General features: G+C 68.6%; 26 protein-coding genes. 17 read left to right on the top strand and 9 right to left on the bottom strand.

Annotated features, from left to right (window positions below; genetic code table 11):
* Positions 1-68, bottom strand: a 68-nt coding sequence (locus tag LMJ29_RS21055; RefSeq protein WP_150124714.1) for a serine dehydratase beta chain, incomplete at its 3' end; no start/stop codon positions are given.
* Positions 69-812: 744 nt separating this feature from the next.
* Positions 813-1,910, bottom strand: coding sequence for a glycine-betaine demethylase subunit GbcB (gbcB, locus tag LMJ29_RS00770; RefSeq protein ID WP_229602964.1), 1,098 nt, complete (start codon positions 1,908-1,910; stop codon positions 813-815).
* Between the two features lie 414 nt (positions 1,911-2,324).
* Here gbcB and gbcA point away from each other — a divergent pair, with 414 nt between their 5' ends.
* Positions 2,325-3,617 carry a glycine-betaine demethylase subunit GbcA gene (gbcA, locus tag LMJ29_RS00775; protein ID WP_229602966.1) on the top strand — a complete coding sequence of 431 codons (1,293 nt, stop codon included), beginning with the start codon at positions 2,325-2,327 and terminating at the stop codon, positions 3,615-3,617.
* Positions 3,618-3,754: 137 nt separating this feature from the next.
* On the opposite strand, the gene LMJ29_RS00780 is transcribed toward gbcA, so the two are convergent.
* Positions 3,755-4,123 carry a hypothetical protein gene (locus LMJ29_RS00780; protein ID WP_229602968.1) on the bottom strand — a complete coding sequence of 123 codons (369 nt, stop codon included), beginning with the start codon at positions 4,121-4,123 and terminating at the stop codon, positions 3,755-3,757.
* A 98-nt stretch (positions 4,124-4,221) separates the two neighbouring features.
* Complete coding sequence (locus LMJ29_RS00785; protein WP_229602970.1) at positions 4,222-4,869, bottom strand: NAD(P)H-binding protein; 648 nt, start codon at positions 4,867-4,869, stop codon at positions 4,222-4,224.
* 150 nt (positions 4,870-5,019) lie between these two features.
* Here LMJ29_RS00785 and LMJ29_RS00790 point away from each other — a divergent pair, with 150 nt between their 5' ends.
* Together LMJ29_RS00790 and LMJ29_RS00795 are read left to right on the top strand one after the other, a co-directional pair.
* Positions 5,020-5,382 carry a CidA/LrgA family protein gene (locus tag LMJ29_RS00790; protein WP_229602972.1) on the top strand — a complete coding sequence of 121 codons (363 nt, stop codon included), beginning with the start codon at positions 5,020-5,022 and terminating at the stop codon, positions 5,380-5,382.
* Complete coding sequence (locus tag LMJ29_RS00795; RefSeq protein ID WP_229602974.1) at positions 5,379-6,095, top strand: LrgB family protein; 717 nt, start codon at positions 5,379-5,381, stop codon at positions 6,093-6,095. Before LMJ29_RS00790 ends, LMJ29_RS00795 begins: the two co-directional genes overlap by 4 nt.
* Positions 6,096-6,126: 31 nt before the next feature.
* Here LMJ29_RS00795 and LMJ29_RS00800 read toward each other — a convergent pair whose 3' ends face one another.
* On the bottom strand, positions 6,127-7,425 hold the full coding sequence (locus LMJ29_RS00800; RefSeq protein WP_229602976.1) for a VTT domain-containing protein: 1,299 nt from the start codon (positions 7,423-7,425) through the stop codon (positions 6,127-6,129).
* Positions 7,422-8,150 carry a DNA-3-methyladenine glycosylase gene (locus tag LMJ29_RS00805; RefSeq protein WP_229602979.1) on the bottom strand — a complete coding sequence of 243 codons (729 nt, stop codon included), beginning with the start codon at positions 8,148-8,150 and terminating at the stop codon, positions 7,422-7,424. The genes LMJ29_RS00800 and LMJ29_RS00805 overlap by 4 nt, the downstream gene beginning before the upstream one ends.
* 145 nt (positions 8,151-8,295) lie before the next feature.
* Here LMJ29_RS00805 and LMJ29_RS00810 point away from each other — a divergent pair, with 145 nt between their 5' ends.
* From LMJ29_RS00810 to lipA, 12 genes are all read left to right on the top strand, one after another.
* The gene (locus tag LMJ29_RS00810; protein WP_229602982.1) at positions 8,296-9,561 is read left to right on the top strand and encodes a glutamate-5-semialdehyde dehydrogenase; all 1,266 of its coding nucleotides are present in this window, start codon (positions 8,296-8,298) and stop codon (positions 9,559-9,561) included.
* The gene (nadD, locus tag LMJ29_RS00815) at positions 9,561-10,217 is read left to right on the top strand and encodes a nicotinate-nucleotide adenylyltransferase (RefSeq protein WP_229602984.1); all 657 of its coding nucleotides are present in this window, start codon (positions 9,561-9,563) and stop codon (positions 10,215-10,217) included. The genes LMJ29_RS00810 and nadD overlap by 1 nt, the downstream gene beginning before the upstream one ends.
* Before the next feature lie 10 nt (positions 10,218-10,227).
* Entirely contained in the window at positions 10,228-10,581 is a 354-nt protein-coding gene (gene rsfS, locus LMJ29_RS00820) for a ribosome silencing factor (RefSeq protein WP_229602986.1), read from the top strand.
* Between the two features lie 9 nt (positions 10,582-10,590).
* Entirely contained in the window at positions 10,591-11,058 is a 468-nt protein-coding gene (gene rlmH, locus LMJ29_RS00825; RefSeq protein ID WP_229602988.1) for a 23S rRNA (pseudouridine(1915)-N(3))-methyltransferase RlmH, read from the top strand.
* 15 nt (positions 11,059-11,073) lie between these two features.
* Entirely contained in the window at positions 11,074-12,993 is a 1,920-nt protein-coding gene (mrdA, locus tag LMJ29_RS00830) for a penicillin-binding protein 2 (protein ID WP_229602990.1), read from the top strand.
* 31 nt (positions 12,994-13,024) lie between these two features.
* A complete protein-coding gene (rodA, locus tag LMJ29_RS00835) occupies positions 13,025-14,128 on the top strand; it encodes a rod shape-determining protein RodA (RefSeq protein WP_229603365.1) in 1,104 nt (367 codons plus the stop codon).
* Between the two features lie 34 nt (positions 14,129-14,162).
* The gene (gene mltB / locus LMJ29_RS00840; protein WP_377656051.1) at positions 14,163-15,173 is read left to right on the top strand and encodes a lytic murein transglycosylase B; all 1,011 of its coding nucleotides are present in this window, start codon (positions 14,163-14,165) and stop codon (positions 15,171-15,173) included.
* Positions 15,174-15,175: 2 nt separating this feature from the next.
* A complete protein-coding gene (locus LMJ29_RS00845; protein ID WP_229602992.1) occupies positions 15,176-16,207 on the top strand; it encodes a septal ring lytic transglycosylase RlpA family protein in 1,032 nt (343 codons plus the stop codon).
* Between the two features lie 68 nt (positions 16,208-16,275).
* Complete coding sequence (locus LMJ29_RS00850; protein WP_229602994.1) at positions 16,276-17,451, top strand: D-alanyl-D-alanine carboxypeptidase family protein; 1,176 nt, start codon at positions 16,276-16,278, stop codon at positions 17,449-17,451.
* A 68-nt stretch (positions 17,452-17,519) separates the two neighbouring features.
* Positions 17,520-17,813 (top strand): DUF493 domain-containing protein, encoded by a 294-nt coding sequence (locus LMJ29_RS00855; RefSeq protein ID WP_229602996.1) that lies wholly within the window; start codon positions 17,520-17,522, stop codon positions 17,811-17,813.
* Positions 17,813-18,466, top strand: a complete 654-nt coding sequence (gene lipB, locus LMJ29_RS00860) for a lipoyl(octanoyl) transferase LipB (protein ID WP_229602998.1) — start codon at positions 17,813-17,815, stop codon at positions 18,464-18,466. The genes LMJ29_RS00855 and lipB overlap by 1 nt, the downstream gene beginning before the upstream one ends.
* Positions 18,463-19,437, top strand: coding sequence for a lipoyl synthase (gene lipA / locus LMJ29_RS00865; RefSeq protein WP_229603000.1), 975 nt, complete (start codon positions 18,463-18,465; stop codon positions 19,435-19,437). Before lipB ends, lipA begins: the two co-directional genes overlap by 4 nt.
* A gap of 17 nt (positions 19,438-19,454) precedes the next feature.
* Here lipA and LMJ29_RS00870 read toward each other — a convergent pair whose 3' ends face one another.
* Together LMJ29_RS00870 and LMJ29_RS00875 are read right to left on the bottom strand one after the other, a co-directional pair.
* Positions 19,455-20,087, bottom strand: coding sequence for a DUF2238 domain-containing protein (locus LMJ29_RS00870; protein ID WP_229603003.1), 633 nt, complete (start codon positions 20,085-20,087; stop codon positions 19,455-19,457).
* A gap of 294 nt (positions 20,088-20,381) precedes the next feature.
* Positions 20,382-21,095, bottom strand: a complete 714-nt coding sequence (locus LMJ29_RS00875) for an endonuclease (protein WP_229603005.1) — start codon at positions 21,093-21,095, stop codon at positions 20,382-20,384.
* A 220-nt stretch (positions 21,096-21,315) separates the two neighbouring features.
* Between LMJ29_RS00875 and arfB the strand changes: the two genes are divergently transcribed.
* On the top strand, positions 21,316-21,729 hold the full coding sequence (gene arfB, locus LMJ29_RS00880; RefSeq protein ID WP_229603007.1) for an alternative ribosome rescue aminoacyl-tRNA hydrolase ArfB: 414 nt from the start codon (positions 21,316-21,318) through the stop codon (positions 21,727-21,729).
* Between the two features lie 162 nt (positions 21,730-21,891).
* Here the strand turns inward: arfB and leuA are convergent, their stop codons facing one another.
* Positions 21,892-23,562, bottom strand: a complete 1,671-nt coding sequence (leuA, locus tag LMJ29_RS00885) for a 2-isopropylmalate synthase (protein WP_229603009.1) — start codon at positions 23,560-23,562, stop codon at positions 21,892-21,894.
* 432 nt (positions 23,563-23,994) lie between these two features.
* Here leuA and LMJ29_RS00890 point away from each other — a divergent pair, with 432 nt between their 5' ends.
* Positions 23,995-24,369: a DUF2946 domain-containing protein gene (locus LMJ29_RS00890; RefSeq protein ID WP_229603010.1), complete on the top strand. Its 375-nt coding sequence runs from the start codon at positions 23,995-23,997 to the stop codon at positions 24,367-24,369.
* The last annotated feature ends 91 nt before the right edge of the window (positions 24,370-24,460 follow it).

A 24,460-nucleotide genomic window follows, 5' to 3' on the forward strand; every position in this document is an offset into this window, starting at 1 on the left:
GGGCCGACGGTATGCGAGCTGGACGGGCCGATACCGATCTTGAACAGGTCGAACACGCTGATGGCCATGGCGGACTCCTCAACCGATGACGCGGATTGGCGAGGATTGTCGGTGCTGGCGGCAGCCGGGAACTGTCCAGGTTCGACGCGAAAGTGTCCGCATTCGCCCCCGGCGGTTGTCCACAGGCCGGCGGCGGGAGTTGTGCACAGGGGCGGTGGACGGGGCTGTGCATAACGTGTCGGCAGCCGGCTGGGCGCCAGGCGTGACGCGGCTTGCCGAGGGTTGCGCAAATTTCGAGCGGTGGTCCGGGAGGCTCGCCCGACTGGTCACAGTTTCGGTGCGGCAGCCTGTGGACAAGGTGTGCGGCGATGGCGGCGGGCCAGGCGGGGTGCGGCTTGCGCGAGGTTGGCTATTTTTTGATCAGTAGCTCGGGCAGCGAGCGGCCACATGGCGCGCTGTGGACGAATGGCCGGCTGCCGCGGAGAAATCGCCCGACTGGTCACAGTTTCGGTGCGGCAGCCTGTGGACAACATGTGCGGCGATGGCGGCGGGCCAGGCGTGGTGCGGCTTGTGCGCGATTGGCTATTTTTTGATCAGTTGTTCGGGCGGCGAGCGGCCGCATCGCGCCTTGTGGACGAATGGTCGGCTGCGGCGGAAAATGCGGGCGACTGATCACAATTTCGGTGCGGCAGCCTGTGGACAACGTGTGTGGCGATGGCCGCAGGCCGGAGGCGGCGCGGATTGCGCGCGATTGACTGTTTTTTGTACAGTGGAGGGCAGGCGCCGCCCGGGGCGGCGCCTGGAGCCGGGGCTCAGAAGTCGATGGTCACGTCGCCCTTGGGCACGCTGCAGCACGACAGGATGTAACCCTCGGCGACGTCCTCGTCGGTGATCCCGCCGTTGTGCTCCATGCTCACCTCGCCGGACGTCTTGAGCACCTTGCAGGTGCCGCAGATGCCCATGCCGCAGGCCTTGGGGATATACAGGCCAACCTTGGCGGCGGCGGCGTACACGGTCTCGCCCGGGTTGACGTGGGCGCTCTTGCCGGTGGCGCTGAACTCCACCCGGTGCTGTTCGCTGGCCGGCACTGCCGCGGCTTCGGCCGCTTCGGCGGCGTGTTCCTGGGCTTCCTCGCGCACCTCGGCCGGGGTCGGGCCGAAGGCTTCCTCATGGTAGCGCTGCATGTCGAAGCCGTTGGCCTCGAGCAGGCGGCGCACCGCGCTCATGTACGGCGTCGGTCCGCAGCAGAACACCTCCCGTTCCATGAAGTCGGGGGCGATCAGCTCGAGCATCTTCTGGCTGAGGTAGCCGCGGTAGCCCGCCCAGGTCTCGCCGATCTCGTACTTCTCGCAGATCAGGTGCAGCTTGAAGTTCTCGATCCGCGAGGCCATGTGGCGCAGTTCGCGGTGGTAGATGATGTCCTTGGGCGTGCGCGCGCTGTGCACGAACACCATATCGACCTCGCCGTTGGTGTCGAAGAACCAGCGCGCCATCGACATCACCGGGGTGATGCCGACGCCGCCGGACAGGTACAGCACCTTGTCGGCGGGGAAGTCGATGGCGTTGAACTGGCCGACCGGACCGTGCACCGGCAGCTGGTCGCCTTCCTTGAGGTTGTCGTGCAGCCAGTTGGACACCTTGCCGCCGGGCACGCGCTTGATGGTCAGCGAGAAGCTGTAGGGCACCGAGGGCGAGCTGGAGATGGTGTAGGAGCGCATCACCGGCTGGCCGTCGATGGTCAGTTCCAGGGTGACGAACTGGCCGGGCTTGAAGAAGAACACCATCGGCTGGTCGGCCATGAAGCAGAAGGTGCGCACGTCGGCGGTTTCCTGGATCACCTTGACGCAGCGGACCAGATGGCGGCCGTTGGTCCAGGTCTGGGTACTGACCGGATTGAGGAAGTTGGACATGCTCACCTCTGCACGTTGGCTGTGATCGCCGCGATGGCGCGGGACTTTTTCTTGGCGGGGGAGAGCCAGCGGAGGCGCTCCGCCGCGCTCTGTTGAGGCGATTGTGCGCATGCCTCCGGCGGGCCATTTACCTGTCCGCGACATTCCGATGCTTATCGCGACCTGCCGGTGGCGCCTGGGGTGGGGGCGTCGGAAACGGATGCGGTCGTGTCGCGCATGAATAACGTCGCCAATGGTACCCCCCCCACACTTGGCTCCAGCCGAGCGAGAAGGTTTTCAAGCGCGCCGGCCCTCCTCCCCGCTGCGGCGGGGCCGCGTTCGGCGCCAAGCGGGAGGGACCGGTGGTGCGACCTTGCGTAGCAACCGTACAGCCACTTTCACCAGCCGGCCGGCGTGCCGGCAGAGGAGTCACCGATGGATGCCAAAACTAATCTGAGCCTGGGCGACGTGCTGGAGCCCGCCCGCAAGGCCACCGCCGAGATGCTGCAGACCCGCGACCACACCTTCTCGCTGCCGCAGCCGTTCTATACCGACGAGCGCGTGCACCAGATCGACCTGCAGGAGATCTTCTACAAGGAATGGCTGATCGCCGGCATGACCTGCGAGATTCCGGCCAAGGGCAACTACCTGACCCTGCAGATCGGCGACAACCCGATCATCGTCATCCGCGGCGAGAAGGGCGCGGTGCACGCCTTCCACAACGTCTGCCGTCACCGCGGCTCGCGCCTGTGCACCAGCGACAAGGGCAAGGTCGCCAAGCTGGTCTGCCCCTACCACCAGTGGACCTACGAGGTGGACGGCCGTCTGCTGTTCGCCGGCACCGAGATGGGCGCCGACTTCGACCTCAACGACTACGGCCTCAAGCCGGTCAACGTGAAGACCGCCGGCGGCTACATCTTCGTCTCGCTGGCCGAGAATCCGCCGGCGATCGACGACTTCCTCGCCACCCTGGCCCACTACCTCGAGCCCTACGACATGGAGAACACCAAGGTGGCGGTGCAGACCACCTTGCTGGAGAAGGCCAACTGGAAGCTGGTGATGGAGAACAACCGCGAGTGCTACCACTGCAGCGGTTCGCACCCGGAGCTGCTCAACACCCTGCTGGAGTGGGACGACGTCACCGACCCGCGTGCCACCCAGGAGTTCAAGGACCACGTGGCCGCCTCGGCCGCCGCCTGGGACAGCGAGCAGATCCCCTACGCCCACGCCAGCTTCGGCCTGCGCAACCGCATCGTGCGCATGCCGCTGCTCAAGGGCACCGTGTCGATGACCATGGACGGCACCCAGGGCAGCAAGAAGCTGATGGGCCGCATCAAGAACCCGGACCTGGGCTCGATGCGCATCCTGCACCTGCCGCACTCGTGGAACCACTGCATGGGCGACCACATCATCAACTTCACCGTGTGGCCGATCAGCGCCCAGGAGTCCATGGTCACCACCAAGTGGCTGGTGCACAAGGATGCCGTCGAGGGCGTCGACTACGATCCGGCGAACCTGCGCAAGGTGTGGGACGCCACCAACGACCAGGACCGTCGCCTGGCCGAGGAGAACCAGAAGGGCATCAACTCCAGCGCCTACCAGCCGGGCCCGTACTCGAAGACCTACGAGTTCGGCGTGATCAACTTCCTCGACTGGTACAGCGAGCGCATGCTGGACAACCTCGGCGCCGAGCAGCCGGCGCCGCACCTGCGTCAGGTCAACAAGTAAGGTTCAGGGCGGGGCCGCGGCAGGCGGCCCCGCGCTGTGAGTATTGGCCAGGAGCCGGGCCGCCCTCGTCGAGGGCGTGCCCGGCACACTGCGTTGGCGGCGCGAATGCACCGCTTTGGTGCGTTGTCGCGGAGCGGTCAGTGGCGGGTGTGCTGGTCGTAGCTGCCCAGACACTCGTGCAGCAGGTCGAGCAGCTCCAGGCCGACCCGCGCGCCGCGCTCGTGGCGCTCGGTCAGGTCGAGCACTTCCTCGCACAGCAGGTTGTGTTCCTCGACCAGCGTATCGATCGGCAGGCCCTGTTCCAGCACCGCTTCCTCGGCGCTGACCAGCGACTGCAGCAGGCCGCTCATCAACTGCGCCAGGCAGTCGCCGACCGACGCCGGCGAGCTGTCCTGACTCAGGCGCTCGCTCAGGTTCTGCGCCAGCTGGCCGAGCCAGCTGCGTTGCGCCTCCAGTACCGCGTTGCCGGTGAGTCCTTGTGCTTGCCAGGAAGTGAATACGGTCATGTCGAGCCCCTTGAGGTAGGTGACGATCGCCGCTGTGTCGCGGCTTGCTGAGGCGGTCGGGAAGTCTCCCGCCGCCGCTCGCCACCCCGGTGTCGGCCTCAGCGGCCGAGCCGCCGCAATTCGTCCGACTCGACGATCCGCACGCCGCGCCCTTCTTCCAGGGCCAGGCGCCAGAGCGCTCGAGCCAGGGCACACACCGAGATGGCACGCCATTTACCCAGCAAGAGACGTGCCATCGGCGAGGCGACTTGCTCGAGCAGCCGTTGCTGGCTGCGCTCGCCGAGCAGCACCGAGGGCCGCGCGATGGTCAGCTGCGGCCAGTCCTGGGCCTTGAGCGCCTCCTCCATCTCGCCCTTGACCCGGCTGTAGAACACCCGCGAATGCGGATCGGCGCCCAGCGAGCTGACCACCAGGAAGTGCCGGGCACCCAGGTCGCGGGCGCGCTGCGCGCAGGCGATCACCAGGTCGCGGTCGATGGTGACGAAGGCCGTCTCGTTGCTGTCCTGGGTGATCGGACTGCCCAGGCAGCAGAAGGCGGCGTCGACCGGCCCCTCCAGCTGAGGGAGGATTTCCAACAGATTGCCGCGCGGATTGTGCAAATGTGGATGAGCCGACAGCGGTCGCCGGGTGGGCGCCAGCACGCGCTGCACGGTGGGTTCGTTGAGTACGCGATCGAGCAGGTGCTCGCCGGTCAGACCGCTGGCGCCATAGATCAGCAGGTTGCGGGGTTTGTTGGTATGCGGCATGGCTGCTCGTTCTATTTATCTGGGGTGGTCGCCGTCACGGCGAGAAAGCGGCAATGGCTCTGGGCAGGGCGCCGCCACGGGATGCATTCAATCCAAGTGTAAACGGTGTGCACGCTTTTATAATGCCGCCGGGTTCATGGAGATACTGCGATGCTGTTGCGTGGAATTAGCTGGCTGGTCCTGTTCCAGCTGCTGGGCACGGGCCTCAACGTGCTGCTGTTGCCGATGCTGCCGGGGCCGATCCTCGGCATGCTGCTGCTGTTCGCCTTCCTGGTCTGGCGCGGCGAGGTGCCGGCGCCGATCGGCGAGGCCGGCGGCGCGCTGCTGCGCTACCTGCCGTTGCTGCTGGTGCCGCCTGCCGTGGGTCTGATGGCCTACGCCGAGGCGATCGCCGCCGATTTCTGGGCGCTGACGGCGACCCTGGTGCTGTCGCTGGTGTTGTCGCTGCTGTTCGCCGGCTGGCTGATGCAGAAGCTGATCGACCGTCAGCAACGCCGGGAGGGCGACGCATGAGTGGCTCGCTGACCGCCGCCGCCCAGGCGATCCTCCAGCATCCGCTGTTCGGCTTCGGCGTCACCCTGGGCGCCTACCAGCTGGCGCTGGCGCTGTTCGAGCGCACCCGCTGGGTGTTCCTGCAGCCGGTGCTGCTGTCGATGGCCCTGGTGATCGGCGTGCTGCTGCTGTGCGGCATCGACTACCCGCAGTATCGCGCCAGCGTCGGCATGCTCAGCGTGTTCCTCGGCCCGGCCACCGTGGCCCTGGCCATCCCGCTGTTCCTCAACCTCAAGCGCATCCGCCAGCTGCTCTGGCCGATCCTCATCACCCTGGCGCTGGCCGGCAGCCTGGCCACCGCGCTGGGCATCGGCTTCGCCTGGCTGCTGGGCGCCGACCACGTGATGCAGATGACCCTGCTGCCCAAGTCGGTGACCTCGCCGATCGCCATGCTGGTCGCCGAACAGCTCGGCGGCGTCGCCGCGCTGGCCGCGGTGTTCGTGCTGATCACCGGGGTGATCGGCGCGATCCTCGGTCCGGCGCTGCTCACCCGCATCGGCGTGCGCAGCCCGGCGGCGCGCGGCATGGCCCTGGGCCTGACCGCCCACGCGGTGGGCACCGCCCAGGCGCTGCAGGAGGGCGAGGAAACCGGCGCCTTCTCGGCGCTGGCGATGAGCCTGATGGGCGGCGCCACGGCCATCCTGCTGCCGCTGGTGGTGGCGCTGGTGGCCTGACCCGATCTGCGGCGCGACGTCCGTTCAGCCGCTACCGCCCGCCATCGCCGACGAACGCGGCGAGCAGGCCGGCGATCAGCAGCACGCCGAGCGGCATGCACCAGCCCAGCCGGCCCAGCGCCGGCAGCGGCGTGCGGCGCTGCACCAGCAGCAGGGCGAGGGCGCACAGGCTGCCGGCGAGCAGGGCGCCGGCCAGCCCGGCGGTCGGCCAGTGCACGCCCAGGCAGACCCGCGCGGCGGCGCTGGCCACCGCCGGCAGGCTGACCAGCAGCAGCCAGGCCAGGCGCACCCGCGCCGGCGCGCCGCGCCCGCCCAGCACCCCGAGCACCAGGCAGAAGGCGAACGCCGCCGCACTGTCGCCGCCGGGCAGGCTGAAAGCGTCCAGCGGCGGCAAGGGCGGCGGCGGATGGGCGCGGGCGATCAGCAGGGTGACGGCATGACCGGCCAGCGCGGTGCCGGCCAGCGTCAGGACGACGAACAGCAGCGCGCGCCACTGGCGCAGCGCGGCCAGCAGCAGGCCCAGCGCCAGCGCGGCGCCGAGCTGCACGGCGGGATCGCCGAGCTGGCTCACGCGCACCAGCCAGACGTCCAGGGCGGGCGTGCGCAGGCGCTGCGCCAGTTCCAGCAGGGTCTGGTCGAACAGCACGAAATGCCGCCAGCCGGCGAGCAGGGCGACCAGCAGCAGGCCGCCCAGCAGGGCCGCCAGCGCGGCGGCTTCGCGCCGTTCGCGCAGGCTGGCCTGGCCGACCAGGGCGAACAGCGCGAGCAGCGCCCCGATCAGCACGCCGGCCTGCCACCAGAAGCCCGCCGGCAGCGACAGGCGCAGCGCGGCGCCGGTCGTCCAGCCGGGCAGCAGATAGACGAGCGCCCAGCTGGCGGCGGCCACCAGGCTGACCGCGGCGAAGCGCGGCAGCGGCATGTCGAGCATGCCGGCCACGGTCGGCAGCATCGGCCGCAGCGGGCCGATGAAGCGACCGACCAGCAGGCTGGCGACCCCGTAGCGCTGGAAGTAGAACTCCGCCTGGGCCAGCCACTCCGGATGCCTGCGCAGCAGCGGCAGGTGGCGGATGTCCCGGTGGAAGCGCCGGCCGATGGCGTAGGACAGCGCGTCGCCGAGCAGGCCGCCGGCGTAGCCGAGCAGCAGGGTCTCGCCCAGGCCCAGCGCGCCGCTGCCGGCCAGCGCGGCGACGGCGAACAGCGCGACGGTGCCCGGCACCAGGATGCCGACGATGGTCACGCACTCGACGCAGGCGAGCAGCAGGATGGCCAGGCCCAGCCACTGTGGATGAGCGCTCAGCCAGGTGGTGACGGGGTTGAGCCACTCGCTCATGCGGGGCGTTCCGCGGCGGCGGACGGCGCCGCTCCGATCAGGTGGAAATCGCGGCCCTCGCGCTGGCCGCGGCGCAGCGGATTGCGCGTGCAGTGGCGGGCGTAGGCGGCATCGACGAAGCGGTACTCGAGATGCTCGTCGCGCCCCGGGGTGATGCCCAGGCGGGTGGTCCGCACGATCTGCGCCGGCCGCTCGCCGACGTCCTCGACGAAAAAGTGCCGCCAGTCGAAGCGCTTGCCGTCCCAGTCCGGCACCTTGAGGCCGAGGGCGCGGCACAGCAGGGTCTGCCCGGCGCACAGCTTCTCCGGCGGGCGCGGTCCGCCCCGGCTGTCGGGGTTGTTGGCCTGCATGCGCGCCAGCGCCGCGGCGCCGCTCGTCGCGTCCTGCCAGGGGAAGGCGGACTTGATCAGCACCGCGTTGCCGGGGCCGTGGGCGCTGAAGTTCAGCGAATCGCCGCCGCGCGCGTAGTACATGTAGATGTGCCCGCCATCGAGGAACAGCGCGCGGCGCTTGGGTGTGTAGCCGAGCGAGGCATGGCTGCCCTTGTCCGCCAGGTAGTAGGCCTCGGTCTCGATGATCCGCGCGCTCAGCCACAGCTCGCCGACCCGGTGACGGATCACCTTGCCGAGCAGTTCGCGGGCGACCAGGCAGGCGTCGCGGTCGAAGAAGGCGTCGGCGAGCGGGCGGGCGGCGGGCCAGGGCAGGCGGCGGTCGGGACTGGACATCGGCGCTCCATGACGACACGGTTCGGAGTGATGGTAGCAACACCCGGCAACGACCGGGATACTGCCATCCGCCTCCTTGCGCTGGGCGCAGGACGGCGGCGCGGCTATAATCGAGCACTTTTTCCGCAGCCGGATCGCCGAGACCATGACCGAGTCCGTACTCGATTACATGACCCGCCTGGGTCGCGCCGCGCGCGAGGCCTCGCGCGTCACCGCGCGCGCCACCACCGCGCAGAAGAACAACGCCCTGCTGGCCGCCGCCCGCGCCCTCGACGCCGCGCGCGAGGAGCTGATCCGCGCCAACGCCCAGGATCTCGACAACGGCCGCGCCCACGGCCTGGACGAGGCCATGCTCGACCGCCTGGCGCTGACCCCGGCGCGCATCGACGACATGATCGAAGGCTTGCGCCAGGTCGCCACGCTGCCCGATCCGATCGGCACCATCCGCGACATGCGCTACCTGCCCTCGGGCATCCAGGTCGGCAAGATGCGCGTGCCGCTCGGCGTGATCGGCATCATCTACGAGTCGCGTCCCAACGTGACCATCGACGCCGCCAGCCTGTGCCTCAAATCCGGCAACGCCACCATCCTGCGCGGCGGCTCCGAGGCGATCCATTCCAACCGCGCCATCGCCGCCTGCATCCAGCAGGGCCTGGCCGAGGCCGGCCTGCCGGCGGCCTGCGTGCAGGTGGTGGAAACCACCGATCGCGCCGCGGTGGGCCAGCTGATCGCCATGCCCGAGTTCGTCGACGTCATCGTGCCGCGCGGCGGCAAGAGCCTGATCGAGCGCATCAGCCGCGACGCCCGGGTGCCGGTGATCAAGCACCTGGACGGCATCTGCCACGTCTACATCGACCACGCCGCCGACGTGGACAAGGCCATTCGTGTCGCCGACAACGCCAAGACCCAGCGCTACGCGCCGTGCAACACCATGGAGACCCTGCTGGTCCACCGTGACATCGCCGAGCGCGTGCTGCCGCCGCTGGCCGACATCTACCGCGCCAAGGGCGTCGAGCTGCGTGGCTGCGCGGCGACCCGCGCGCTGCTCGGCGGCGACGTGCTGGAGGCCAGCGAGGAAGACTGGCACACCGAGTACAACGCACCGATCCTGTCGATCCGCGTGGTCGACGGCCTCGATGCGGCCATCGAGCACATCAACCACTACGGCTCGCACCACACCGACGCGATCATTACCGAGAACTTCACCGATGCGCGGCGCTTCCTCACCGAGGTGGATTCCAGCTCGGTGATGGTCAACGCCTCGACCCGCTTCGCCGACGGCTTCGAATACGGCCTGGGCGCCGAGATCGGCATCTCCACCGACAAGCTGCACGCCCGCGGCCCGGTCGGCCTGGAAGGGCTGACCAGCGAGAAGTACGTGGTGTTCGGCGACGGTCACGTGCGCGGCTGATGACTCGACGCATCGGTCTGCTCGGCGGCACCTTCGACCCCATCCACATCGGCCACCTGCGCGCCGCGCTCGAGGTGGCCGAGCAGTTCGCCCTCGACGAGCTGCGCCTGATCCCCAGCGCCCGCCCACCGCACCGCGGCACGCCGCAGGTGAGCGCGCAGGCGCGTCTGGACATGGTGCGCCTGGCGGTGGAGGGCGTGGCGCCGCTGACGGTCGACGACCGCGAGCTGTGGCGCGACAAGCCGTCGTGGACCATCGACACCCTGGAGTCGCTGCGCGCCGAACTGGGCGGCGAGGTCCAGTTGCTGCTGCTGGTCGGCTGGGACGCCTTCTGCGGCCTGCCGACCTGGCACCGCTGGCACGAGCTGCTCGACCACTGCCACCTGGTGGTGCTGCAGCGCCCGGACGCCGACAGCGAGGCGCCGGAAACCCTGCGCGACCTGCTGGCCGCGCGCAGCGTCGGCGATCCGCTGTCGCTCAAGGGCCCGGCCGGACAGATCGCCTCCGTCTGGCAGATGCCGCTGGCGATCTCCGCGACCGGCATCCGCGAGCGCCTGGCCGTCGGACGCTCGATCCGTTTCCTGGTGCCCGACGCGGTGCTGGCCTATATCAATGCGCACGGTCTGTACCGTGCCACCCCTTCGTTACAAGAGTGAACAATCGACAATGCAAACCGAACAACTGGTCCAGGTGGTCATCGACGCCCTGGAAGAACTCAAGGGTCAGGACATCACCACCATCGACGTGCGTGAGAAAACCAGCATCACCGACGTCATGGTGATCGCCACCGGCAGCTCCAGCCGCCACGTCAAGTCGCTGTGCGACACCGTGCTGGAGAAGACCAAGGAGCAGGGCGTGCGCCCGATCGGCAGCGAGGGCCTGGAGGCCGGCGAGTGGGGCCTGATCGACCTCGGCAACGTGGTGGTGCACGTGATGCAGGCCGCCACCCGCCAGTTCTACGACCTCGAGCGCCTGTGGCAGGGCGCCGAGCAGAGCCGCGCCCAGCACGCCGACGAATAAGCGGCCGGCATGCGCATCCGACTGATCGCCGTAGGCTCGCGCATGCCGCGCTGGGTCGAGGACGGCTGGCAGGAGTACGTCAAGCGCCTGCCGCCGGAGCTGACCCTCGAGCTGGTGGAGATTCCGCTCAATACCCGTGGCAAGAACGCCGACGTCGCCCGCCTGATCCGCCAGGAGGGCGAGGCGATGCTGGCGCGGGTGCAGCCGGGGGAGCGCGTGGTCACCCTGGAGGTCCACGGCAAGCCGTGGAGCACCGAGCAGCTGGCCGCCGAGCTGGACCGCTGGCGCCTCGACGCGCGCACCGTCAATCTGATGGTCGGCGGCCCGGAAGGGCTGGCGCCCGAGGTGTGCGCGCGCAGCGAGCAGCGCTGGTCGCTGTCGCCGCTGACCCTGCCGCACCCGCTGGTGCGCGTGCTGCTCGGCGAGCAGATCTACCGCGCCTGGACCGTGCTGTCCGGCCACCCGTACCACAAGTAGCCCCGCGCCCCGCCCATGCCGCAGCCGATCCAGCTCAAGGACCACGAACGCGACGCCCGCCTGGTGCGTGGTCGCGCCATCGTGGGCGCGATCTTCGTGCTGCTGCTGACCGGTGTGCTGATCGCCCGCCTGTTCTACCTGCAGGTGATCCAGTACGAGCACCACTCGACCCTGGCGGAGAACAACCGCATCCACGTGCAGCCGCTGCCGCCGACCCGCGGGCTGATCTACGACCGCAACGGGGTGATCATCGCCGACAACCGGCCGAGCTTCAGCCTGACCGTGAGTCGCGAGCGCGCCGGCGACTGGCCGGCGGTGCTCGACACCATCGTCCAGGTGCTCGAACTCGGCGAGGAAGACCGCGCGCTGTTCGAGAAGCGCCTGCGCCAGGGGCGCCGGCCGTTCGAGCCGGTGCCGGTACTGTTCGAGCTCTCCGAGGAGCAGATCGCCCGCATCGCGGTCAACCAGTTCCGCCTGCCTGGCGTCGAGGTGGTCGCCCAGCTGGTGCGCCACTACCCCGAGGGCGAGCACTTCGCCCACTCGGTCGGCTACGTCGGGCGGATCAACGAGCAGGAGCTGAAGAAGCTCGACCCGGTGGACTACAGCGGCACCCACCACATCGGCAAGACCGGTGCGGAGAAGTTCTACGAGGACGTGCTGCACGGCCAGGTCGGCTACGAGGAGGTCGAGACCAACGCCCGCGGCCGCGTGCTGCGCGTGCTCAAGCACACCGACCCGGTGCCCGGCAAGGACATCACCCTGTACCTCGACCTCAAGCTGCAGCAGGCCGCCGAGACGGCGCTGGCCGGCCGGCGCGGCGCGGTGATCGCCATCGAACCGGCGACCGGCGGGGTGCTGGCGATGGTCAGCCAGCCGAGCTTCAACCCCAACTTGTTCGTCACCGGCATCGGTTTCCGCGACTATTCGGCGCTGCGCGACTCCATCGACCGCCCGCTGTACAACCGAGTGCTGCGCGGCCTGTATCCACCGGGCTCGACGGTCAAGCCGCAGGTGGCGCTGGCCGGTCTGGACGCCGGGGTGGTCAATTCGGCCAGCCGGGTGTTCGATCCGGGCTACTACCAATTGCCGGGCAACAGCCACAAGTACCGCAACTGGAACCGCAGCGGCGATGGCTGGGTCGACCTCAACCTGGCCCTGGCGCGTTCCAACGACACCTATTTCTACGATCTGGCGCTCAAGCTCGGCATCGACCGCCTGCACAACTACATGAGCGCCTTCGGCCTCGGCACGCCGGTGTCCCTGGATCTTTCCGAGGAAGCCACCGGGCTGATGCCCTCGCGCGAGTGGAAGCGCATCAACCGCCGCCAGGGCTGGTTCCCCGGCGAGACGGTGATCACCGGCATCGGCCAGGGCTACATGCTGGTCACCCCGCTGCAGCTGGCCCAGGCCACCGCGCTGGTCGCCAACCGCGGCAAGTGGGTGCGCCCGCGCCTGCTCAAGGACGCCGACGGCATGAGCCCGGAGCAGCTGATGGCCGCCCACCTGCTGGAGGAGCGCGAGACCCCGCCGGACATCGTCGCCAAGAACCCGCACTACTGGGACCAGGTCACCCGCGGCATGATCGAGGTGGTGCACGGCGCGCGCGGCACGGCGCACAAGGTCGGCCTCGGCTCGCCCTACCTGATCGCCGGCAAGAGCGGCACCGCGCAGGTGGTGGCGATCCGTCAGGGCGAGAAGTACGACCGCAGCAAGGTGCGCGAGCGCCATCGCGACCATGCGCTGTTCGTCGCCTTCGCACCGGCCAACGACCCGAAGATCGCCGTGGCGGTGATGGTGGAGAACGGCGAATCCGGCTCCGGTGTGGCCGGACCGGTGGCCAAGCAGGTGCTGGACGCCTGGCTGCTCGACGAGCACGGCCGCCTGAAGCCCGAGTTCGCCCCGCCGCAGACCGCCGAGGTGCCCAGTGAGCAGTAATTTCGACCGCGTCCTGTCCAGCGACGACGTGCTGCGCCGCCGCTCGACCCTGCTGCAGCGCCTGCACATCGACGGCCCGCTGCTGCTGTTGCTGACCACCCTCGGCGTGGTCGGCCTGTTCGTGCTCTGGTCGGCTGGCGGCAAGCACTGGGGGCTGCTGTTCAAGCAGGCCACCTCGTTCGGCATCGGCCTCACCGCGATGATCGCCATCGCCCAGATCGAGCCGCGCTTCATGGCGCGCTGGGCGCCGCTGGCCTACGCCGGCGGGGTGCTGCTGCTGCTGGCGGTGGAGTTCGTCGGCTACACGGCGATGGGCGCCACGCGCTGGATCAACATTCCCGGGGTGATCCGCTTCCAGCCCTCGGAGTTCATGAAGCTGATCATGCCGATGACCATCGCCTGGTACCTGTCGGCGCGCAGCCTGCCGCCCAGCCTCAAGCACCTGGCGATCGCTCTCGCGCTGATCGGCGTGCCCTTCGCGCTGATCCTCAAGCAGCCCGACCTCGGCACCGCCATGCTGATCCTGGTGTCCGGCGCCTTCGTGCTGTTCATCGCCGGCCTGCGCTGGCTGTGGATCATCGGCGCGGCGGCGGCGGCGGTGCCGGTGGCGGTGGGCATGTGGTACTTCGTGCTGCACGACTACCAGAAGCAGCGCATCCACACCTTCCTCGACCCGGAGAGCGACCCGCTGGGCACCGGCTGGAACATCATCCAGTCCAAGGCGGCGATCGGCTCGGGCGGGGTGTTCGGCAAGGGCTGGCTGCTGGGCACCCAGTCGCACCTGGATTTTTTGCCCGAAAGCCACACGGACTTTATCATTGCCGTCCTCAGCGAGGAGTTCGGCCTGGTCGGCGTGTGCCTGCTGCTGCTGGTCTACCTGCTGGTGGTCGCCCGCGGCCTGGTGATCACCGCGCAGGCGCAGACCTTGTTCGGCAAGTTGCTGGCAGGCAGTATCACCCTGACTTTCTTCATCTACGTGTTCATCAACATCGGCATGGTCAGCGGACTGCTGCCGGTGGTGGGGGTGCCCTTGCCCTTCATCAGTTACGGCGGGACCTCGCTGGTGACGCTGATGTCCGGCTTCGGAATATTGATGTCGATCCACACCCATCGGAAGTGGATCGCCCAGGTTTGAGACTGCAGCTTTGAGACCGAGAGTGAAGAGCACGATGCACAGCCTGCGCGCCTGGGGGCGGCGGGGCATGGGCCGGATCGCCCTGGCGGGGTTGATCGCCTGCGCCGCGCCGGCGCTGGCCGGCGACTACCAGAACTCGCCGCAGCTCGACGCCTTCGTCGGCGAGCTGGTGCGCGACCACGGCTTCACCGCGCCCGAGCTGAACGCGCTGTTCGAGGGCGTCGAGCGCAAGCAGCCGATCCTCGACGCCATCGCCCGTCCGGCCGAGCGGGTCAAGCCATGGAAGGAATACCGGCCGATCTTCATCACCGAGGCGCGCATCAAGCAGGGCGTGGCGTTCTGGAGCCAGCACGCCGAGGCGCTGGCGCGCGCCGAGCGCGAGTACGGCGTGCCGGCGCAGGTGATCGTGGCGATCATCGGCGTGGAGACATTCTTCGGCCGCAACACCGGCAACTGGCGGGTGATGGATGCGCTGGCCACCCTCGGCTTCGACTACCCGCCGCGCGCCGACTTCTTCCGCAAGGAGCTGCGCGAGTTCCTCCTGCTCAGCCGCGAGCAGCAGGTCGATCCGCTGTCGATCACCGGCTCCTACGCCGGCGCCATGGGCCTGCCGCAGTTCATGCCGAGCAGCTTCCGCGCCTTCGCGGTGGACTTCGACGGCGACGGCCACATCGACATCTGGAAGAACCCGGTGGACGCCATCGGCAGCGTCGCCAGCTACTTCCACCGCCACGGCTGGGTAGCCGGCGACCCGGTGGTGACCCGTGCGCGGGTTTCCGGCGTGCGTTTCGCCGACGGCCTGACCGCGGGCCTGGAGCCGGTCAAGTCGGTAGCCGACCTGCGCCAGCTCGGCTGGGAGCCGCTCGACAAGGTGGACGAGACCTTCGCGGTGACCGCCTTCCGCCTCGACGGCGAGCAGGGCGACGAGTTCTGGATGGGCCTGCCCAACTTCTACGTGATCACCCGCTACAACCGCAGCGTGATGTACGCCATGGCCGTGCATCAGCTCTCGGTCGCGCTGCAGCAGCAGCGCCAGGAGTTGTGAGGATGAGAGGGAGCACTCTCGCGCCGCTGGCGCTGATCGCCGCCACCCTGCTGCTCGGCAGCTGCACCACCTCGCGGGCGCCGGTCAGCGAGGGGGGGGCGATTTCCGGGCCGGGCAACTACGCGCGCCCGCACAAGGACGGCGAGCCCTGGTGGGACGTCGACGTGTCGCGCATCCCCGACGCCGTGCCGATGCCGCACAACGGCGCGGTCAAGGCCACCCCCTACACGGTATTCGGCAAGCCCTACTACCCGATCCAGGATGCGCGCAGCTACCGCGCCACCGGCACCGCCTCCTGGTACGGCACCAAGTTCCACGGCCAGGCCACCGCCAATGGCGAAACCTACGACCTGTACGGCATGACCGCGGCGCACAAGACCCTGCCGCTGCCCAGCTTCGTGCGGGTGACCAACCTGGAGAACGGCAAGAGCGTGATCCTGCGGGTCAACGACCGCGGGCCGTTCTACTCCGACCGCATCATCGACCTGTCCTTCGCCGCGGCGAAGAAGCTCGGCTACGCCGAGGTCGGCACCGCGCGGGTCAAGGTCGAGGGCATCGACCCCTACCAGTGGTGGGCCCAGCAGGGTCGCCCGGTGCCGCTGGTGGCGCCGAGCGCCGCGCCGGTCGGCAACACCAACGGCAAGCTGCTCGCCCTGCCGGCGCCGACCGAGGTGCGCACCGTGGCGCAGCCGCCCGTCGCCCAGCTGGAGACCTACACGCCGCCGGTGGCGCAACATGCCGGCGCCGTGTCGCCGGTCGAGCTGGCGGTAAAAAAAAACGCTTCTGCACCAGCCGCTGGGCTGTATCTCCAGGTGGGCGCCTTCGCCAACCCGGACGCTGCGGAACTCCTCAAGGCCAAGCTGATCGGAGTGGTGGGAACTGCGCCGGTGTTTATCAGCTCGGTCGTGCGCAACCAGCAGATGCTGCACCGGGTGCGCCTGGGGCCGATCGACACTCAGGATGAGGTCCTGCAGCTGCAGGACACCGTGCGGCTGGCCAGTCTCGGCCAGCCCAAGCTGGTACGGCCGGACTGAGGCCGTGGCGGCAGTTGCAATGCCCGCAAGGGCCTGATTGACCTACTTTTCAGCATTTCGAGAGACGGATGAACATCACCACCTTCGTGCACCGCTTGTTCCTGCTGGTCCTGCTGGCCAGCGCGCCGGCCGCCTGGGCCGCCGACACGGTCGTCCCGGCGCCGCCGCAGCTGGCGGCCAAGGCCTACCTGCTGATGGATGCCGCCAGCGGCAAGGTGCTGGTCGAGCAGAACGCCGAGGAGCGCCTGCCGCCGGCCAGCCTGACCAAGCTGATGACCGCCTACATCGCCACCCTGGAGATCCGCAAGGGCAAGATCGGCGAGAAGGACCTCGTCACCGTCAGCGAGCACGCCTGGCGCAGCGGCGGTGCCGCTTCCGGCGGTTCGACCATGTTCCTGCCGCTCAACAGCCAGGCCACGGTGGACGACCTGCTGCACGGCATCATCATCCAGTCCGGCAACGACGCCAGCGTCGCGATGGCCGAGCACATCGCCGGCAGCGAGGACGCCTTCGCCGACCTGATGAACAGCACGGCGCAGACGCTCGGCATGAACAACAGCCACTTCATGAACGCCACCGGCCTGCCGAACCCGGAGCACTATTCCTCGGCCCACGACATGGCCAAGCTGGCCCGCGCGATCATCCACGAGGATCCGCAGCACTACTCGATCTACGCGCAGAAGGAGTTCCTCTGGAACAACATCAAGCAGCCCAACCGCAACCTGCTGCTGTGGCGCGACAAGACCGTCGACGGCCTGAAGACCGGCCACACCAAGGAAGCCGGCTACTGCCTGGTGGCCTCCGCGGTGCGTGACGGCCAGCGCCTGATCTCCGTGGTGTTCGGCACCAACAGCGAGCAGGCCCGCGCCGCCGAGACCCAGAAGCTGCTGACCTACGGCTTCCGCTTCTTCGAGTCCCGCACCTTCTACCAGAAGGGCACCGAACTGGCCCAGGCGCCGGTGTGGAAGGGCGCCGAGCGCCAGCTCAAGGCCGGCCTCGCCGAGGACCTGACCATGACCCTGCCGCGCGGCCAGATGGACAAGCTGCAGGCCAGCATGAGCCTGCAGCCGATGATCGTCGCCCCGGTCGCCGCCGGCCAGGAAGTCGGCAAGGTCGAGGTGCGCCTGGGCGACCAGGTGCTGCACAGCGCGCCGCTGGTGGCCATCGAGGCCGTCGAGGAGGGTGGTATCTTCCGCCGTGTGTGGGATAGTATCCGACTGTTTTTCTACGGATTGTTCAACTGATCCACTGACCTGAGGCGGGCGTCCCTACCGGGGGCGTCCGCATCGCGGACCACAAGTCCCCTGCGACCATGACCGATACCAAGACCCCCGATTCCGAAGTCCAGGCCCCGAAGATCGAATTCCCCTGTCACGGCTACCCGATCAAGGTGATCGGCGACGCCGGCGAAGGCTTCGCCGACCTGGTGATCGACATCGTCCGCCGCCATGCGCCGGACCTGGATGTCACCACTCTGACCATGCGCGACAGCAGCAATGGCCGTTTCGTCTCGGTGCAGGTGGCGATCCGCGCCACCGGCCTCGAGCAGCTGCAGGCGATCCACATCGACCTGCGCGCTACCGGCCGCGTGCACATGGTGCTTTGATGACCGCCCTGCGGGTGCGCGAGCTGGGCCGGCTGCCCTATGAGCCGGCCTGGCAGGCCATGCAGCGCTTCACCAACGAGCGCGGCCCCGACACCCCGGACGAGATCTGGCTGCTCGAACACGAGCCGGTGTTCACCCAGGGCCAGGCCGGCAAGGCCGAACATCTGCTGATGCCCGGCGACATCCCGGTGGTGCAGGCCGACCGCGGCGGCCAGGTGACCTACCACGGCCCCGGCCAGCTGATCGCCTACCTGCTGCTCGACGTGCGCCGCTCGGGCCTCGGCGTGCGCGAGCTGGTCAGCCGCATGGAGGCCAGCCTGGTCGCGCTGCTCGGCGAATACGGCATCGCCGCCTACGCCAAGCCCGATGCCCCCGGCGTCTACGTCGGCGCGGCGAAGATCGCCTCGCTCGGCCTGCGCATCCGCCACGGCCGCTCCTTCCATGGCCTGGCGCTGAATGTCGACATGGATCTCGCGCCCTTCGCCCGCATCAATCCCTGCGGTTATGCCGGCATGGCCATGACCCAACTCAAGGATCTGGCCACAGGGCCGATCGAACTCGCCGAAGTGCGTGCCGCGCTGGTTCGCCAGCTGGTCGGCCAGCTTGGCTACGCTGACTACGAAACCCTCACGGGAGGGCTGGAGCTGACATGAGTACTGTGGACAACTCGGCCAAGGGGCCGGCCAAGGTGGAAACCGGGGTCAAGCTGCGCGGCGCCGAGAAGGTGGCGCGCATTCCGGTGAAGATCATTCCCACCGAGGAGCTGCCGCGCAAGCCGGACTGGATCCGCGTACGCATCCCGGTTACCCCCGAGGTCGAGCGCATCAAGCAGCTGCTGCGCCAGCACAAGCTGCACAGCGTCTGCGAGGAAGCCTCCTGCCCGAACCTGGGCGAGTGCTTTTCCGGCGGCACCGCCACCTTCATGATCATGGGCGACATCTGCACCCGCCGCTGCCCGTTCTGCGACGTCGGCCACGGCCGGCCCAATCCGCTGGATGCCGACGAGCCGAAGAACCTCGCGGCGGCCATCGCCGACCTGCGCCTGAAATACGTGGTGATCACCTCGGTGGACCGCGACGACCTGCGCGACGGCGGCGCCCAGCACTTCGCCGACTGCCTGCGCGAGATCCGCGCGCTGTCGCCCAGCGTGCAGCTGGAAACCCTGGTGCCGGACTACCGCGGGCGCATGGAAATCGCCCTCGACATCACCGCCACCCAGCCGCCGGACGTGTTCAACCACAACCTGGAAACCGTGCCGCGCCTGTACAAGTCGTCGCGCCCGGGTTCGGACTTCGAGTGGTCGCTGGACCTCTTGCAGGAATTCAAGAAGCGCGTCCCCGGTGTGCCGACCAAGTCGGGGCTGATGCTGGGCCTGGGCGAGACCGACGAGGAAGTGATCGAAACCATGCAGCGCATGCGCGAGCACGAGATCGACATGCTGACCCTCGGCCAGTACCTGCAGCCCTCGCGCAGCCACCTGCCGGTGCAGCGTTTCGTCCACCCCGACACCTTCGCCTGGTTCGCCGAGCAGGGCGAGCAGATGGGCTTCAAGAACGTCGCCTCCGGTCCGCTGGTGCGCTCGTCCTACCACGCCGACCAGCAGGCCCACGGCCACAAGCTCTGAGTCCCCGGCAGGGCGGGTCAGCTCCCGCCCTGCATCTGCTCCCGCTGCAGCGCGGCGATCTGCCGGTCCTGCAGCCGGCTCAGAGCGAGCAGTCCCGCGCTGGCGCCGAGCAGCGCCCAGGCCATGTCGGCCTGGGTGTCCCAGGGATCGCCCTGGGTGCCGAGGAAGTCGACCGCGCCCCCGCTGGCGAGCAGCGCCACCCACCACTCGATCAGCTCGTAGACGGCGCTGATAGTCATCGCCACGCACAGCGCGAGAAAGGCCAGCATCTTGCCGCTGGCGACGAAGCGGCCGCGCAGCAGGATCTCGCGGGCGATCAGCGCCGGCACGAAGCCCTGCAGGAAATGGCCGAGCTTGTCGTAGGGATTGCGCGAAAGATCCAGCAGCTCCTGCACCCAGAAGCCCGCCGGCACCCGCGCGTAGGTGTGGGCGCCGCCGAGGATCAGCACCAGGGCGTGCATGGCGATCAGCAGGTAGAGCAGGTCGGTCAGCGGAAAGCGCCGGTAGGTGGCGAGCAGCAGCGGCGCTGCGATCAGCACCGGCGAGACTTCCAGCCACCAGGTGGCGCGGTCGTAGGGAGCGATGCCGGAGACCACCAGGGCGACCAGCACCGTCAGGCCCAGTGCCGCATGCAGGGTCGTATGGCGCATCGTCTTCTCCCTTGGCCGCTCGCCGCCACCTTAGCCCGTCGTGTCAGGCGCCGTCCATCGTCCGGCTGCGGGGCATGCCCGCGAGCTGCGTGGGGGGGGCGCCATGCGTACCTTCGGGTACCTGCGTTGCGCAGGGGGGGGCCAGGGCAAGCGCTTGAATCCAGCTTCCGCTCCGTAGGGGCGAATTTATTCGCCTTGACGAGATATTTCGGCGATTGAATTCGCCCCCACAGCGGATTGCCCCGGCTCGCCAGCCACTCGTGCGATTGCCCCGGGGCGCGCCCTGGCAGTGGCTCAGTTGTAGGCGAACTGCTTCTGGCGGTCGCAGCGCTTGAGGTCCACCGCGCCCACGTAGGGGTTGGCGTTGCCCTGCACGCAGGCGATGCGCTGGTTGCGCCAGCGTTCCCACTCGCTCACCGGGTACTGGCGGTTCCAGGCTTCGTACAGGCGCTGGTCCTGCTTGGACAGGCGCAGACGGTAACGCTCGCTCATGTACAGGTAGATGCGGGCGATGGCGCCGCGGCTGGCCTCGGCCGGCATGGCGGTGCGCTGCTTGAAGTCGACCACCACCGGGCAGGCGCCGTACTGGTTGGGCTTGGCGGTGAGCATGCCGAAGCCGAAGTTGCTGCGGTCGCCGTTCACCTCGCCGACGGCGGGCACCAGGTTATGCAGGTCGGCCTCCGCCTTGCTGAACAGCGGGTCGTTGCTGGTGCAGTTCTTGCGCCCGCCGTCCTGCCAGCACTGGCGCTGGTGGCCGATCACCCAGGCGGGGACCACGTGCTCCCACTCGATGCGCCCGGCGCGGTTGGCATTCTTGCGCGGCCGGTAGCCGCAGCTGTCCAGATCCACGCGGTTGCCCTGGTAGGCGCAGCCGCAATAGAAGTCCACGGGACGGTCGGCGTACAGCTTCCAGGCGATCTTCTTGGCCTCGCGGAAGGTGCGCGGGGCTTCGGCATGGACGGCAAGGGTGGGGAGAACGGCGAGCAGAAGGACGAGCAGGCGGCGCATGACGGATCTCGACTACGAACTGAGAGGCGCATCCATGCGGTTGCCGCCGATTCTACCGTGCCGGGGCAAAAAGTCAGTCGAAACAATTGCTTGCGAGCTGTTTGCAATGCCTGGACGATCCGCTGCAACGCCGAATGCATCCGCCATCGCGGCGATGTCAGGCGAATGAACTCGCCCCACAGGGGTATCCTGTCCGGGACCACCGCGCAGCGAGCCCGCCATGCTGGATATCTCCAATGCAGTCCACCTGCCCGACCATGAGATCGAGCTCAGTGCGATCCGCGCCCAGGGCGCCGGCGGGCAGAACGTCAACAAGGTGTCCAGCGCCGTGCACCTGCGCTTCGACATCCACGCATCGAGCTTGCCGGCGTTCTACAAGGAACGCCTGCTGGCGCTGCGCGACCAGCGCATCACCGCCGAGGGGGTGATCGTCATCAAGGCGCAGCAGTACCGCACCCAGGAACAGAACCGCGCCGACGCCCTGCAGCGCCTGGCCGAGCTGATCCGCAGCGTCGCCAAGGTGGAGAAGGCGCGCCGGCCGACCAAGCCGACCCTGGGCTCGAAGCAGCGCCGCCTGGAGGGCAAGAGCAAGCGCGGGGCGATCAAGGCCGGGCGGGGCAAGGTCGATTACTGAGGCTTGCGGCTGAGCGTGCTCACGCCCCTGCCTGGCTGGCCAGTCCGGAGCGCTTCCCCTCCCTGGGCGCCGGAGCGGCGGCGCCGCCAGCGATTTCTGCGCGAATGAAAAACGCCCCGGGCCTGGCGGCGCGGGGCGTTGGGGTTGCTACGCTGGCGCGGCTTACGCCGCCTGCGCCTCGCTCTGGCGCAGGGCGCGGTTCAGCGCGCTGAACAGGGCGCGGAAGCTGGCGGTGGTCAGGTTGCCGTCGATGCCGGCGCCGTGCAGCGGACGGCCGCCGTCGACGCGCAGTTCGATGTAGGCCGCGGCCTTGGCGTTGCTGCCGCCGCCGATGGCGTGCTCGCTGTAGTCCATGATTTCCACGGCGACCGGCAGGGCGGCGACCAGCGCCTCCAGCGGGCCGTTGCCGGTGCCGCGCAGCTGCTGCACGGCGCCGTCCTGCTCGACTTCCACCTCGACGCTGGTGATGCCGTTCTCCTCGTGCAGGCGATGGCCCTTGAGGGCGAAGGTCGCCGGACCGTTCAGGTATTCCTCGACCAGCAGGTCGTGGATCTGCCGCGCGCTCATCTCCAGGCCGTGGCGGTCGGTCTCGCGCTGCACCACCTGGCTGAATTCGATCTGCATGCGCCGCGGCAGGCTGATGCCGTATTCCTGCTCGAGCAGGAAGGTGATGCCGCCCTTGCCGGACTGGCTGTTGACGCGGATCACCGCCTCGTAGCTGCGGCCGATGTCGGCCGGGTCGATCGGCAGGTAGGGCACTTCCCAGACGCCTTCCGGGTCCTGCTGGGCGAAGCCCTTGCGGATCGCGTCCTGGTGCGAGCCGGAGAAGGCGGTGTGCACCAGGTCGCCGACGTAGGGATGACGCGGGTGCACCGGCAGCTGGTTGCACTCCTCGACCACCTTGCGCACGCCGTCGATGTCGGAGAAGTCCAGCTCGGGGTCGACGCCCTGGGTGTACATGTTCAGCGCCAGGGTGACGATGTCGACGTTGCCGGTGCGCTCGCCGTTGCCGAACAGGCAGCCTTCCACGCGGTCGGCGCCGGCCAACAGGCCCAGCTCGGTGGCGGCCACGCCGGTGCCGCGGTCGTTATGGGTGTGCAGGCTGACCAGCACGCTGTCGCGCTTGGCGACGTGGCGGCAGAACCACTCGATCTGGTCGGCGTAGACGTTCGGGGTGGCCGCCTCGACGGTCGCCGGCAGGTTGAGGATCAGCTTGTTGGCCGGGGTCGGCTGGAACACCTCGATCACCGCGTTGCACACCTCGACGGCGAACTCCGGCTCGGTGGAGCTGAAGATCTCCGGCGAGTACTCGAAGCCCCATTGGGTTTCCGGATGCTCCGCGGCCAGGCGCTTGATGATCTGCCCGGCATTGACGGCGATCTGGATCACGCCGGCCTTGTCCTGGTTGAAGACGATGCGGCGGAAGCTCGGCGCGGTGGCGTTGTAGTAGTGGACGATGGCCTTCTTCGCGCCCTTGAGCGACTCGAAGGTGCGGGTGATCAGGTCCTCGCGGGCCTGGGTCAGCACCTGGATGGTCACGTCGTCGGGGATATGGCCGTCCTCGATCAGGGTGCGCACGAAGTCGAAGTCGGTCTGCGAGGCGGACGGGAAGCCCACCTCGATTTCCTTGACGCCCACGGCGACCAGGCACTGGAAGAAGCGCAGCTTCTTGTCGGCATCCATCGGCTCGATCAGCGACTGGTTGCCGTCGCGCAGGTCGGAGGACAGCCAGATCGGCGCCTTGTCGATCACCTTGCTCGGCCAGGTGCGGTCGGGGATGTCGATCTGCGGGAAGGGGCGGTACTTGCTCGACGGGTTCTTCAGCATGGGCATGGCGAATTCCTTGAAAAGGGGAGGCCGCAGGACGGCAGGCAATACGGGCGGGACGGGCGCGGATTCAGGGCCGCAGTCGCGGGCTGACCAGGCGCAGGCTGAGGTATTGCCGCTGCAGGATGAGGGTGTGGGAAGCGTTCATGGCGCCAACCCTAGCGTTCGCTGCGCATTAATGGCAAGCATTGTCTGAAAATTGGTGTTTTCAGCTAATCGTCAACAATTTATGGATTTTTGTGCTGATAATGGCTGGGTTTGTTTGACATTCTTGCGTGGCCGTCTTTGCCGGCCATGGTCTGCCGTGTGGCGACTGCGCGGCGCCGTGTCGCACTAGGTGAGCGCGGGGTGCTGTGCGATCATCCCGGCCGCTTTGGGCGGCATGGCCGTCCCATTCATCATTCAGGGAGGCGGCATCGGGTGATTCGGCAAGGGCGCATGCGTCTGGCAGCCTGGCTTGGCCTGTTCGCCCTGCTCATGGCGTTCGCCGGTCCGCTGTTCTCGCAGTTGCGGGCGCTGGACAGCCTGCCGCTGGCGCTGATCGACCTGCAGGCCCTGCACTGCGCCGAAGGACAATCCCTGCCGGGCCCTCTCCTGGCCGATGACCAGGGGCCGCCGCAGTGGGTGCAGGGCCTCGAACAGTGCGGCTACTGCAATCTGCTGGCGCACACGCCTTCGCTGCCGCCCAGCCTGCAGCTGACCCTGCCGGCGCCTTCCAGCCAGGTCCACCAATACCTGCCGCCGGCGCAGAGCCTGCCGCAGGCGCCGCCGGCCAGTCGCCAGCCCCGCGGTCCCCCCTCCCTCCACGCCTGAAATCCGTCCTGAACCAGCTCGTCTGCCCGTGCCCGTGCCCGTGCGCGCCTGCGTGACGACCTGCAGTCTGTCTTTTTGCGTGGAATCCATC

This window comes from Pseudomonas oryzagri, from assembly GCF_020831405.1.
In the GTDB taxonomy this organism is placed as follows: Bacteria; Pseudomonadota; Gammaproteobacteria; order Pseudomonadales; family Pseudomonadaceae; genus Geopseudomonas; species Geopseudomonas oryzagri.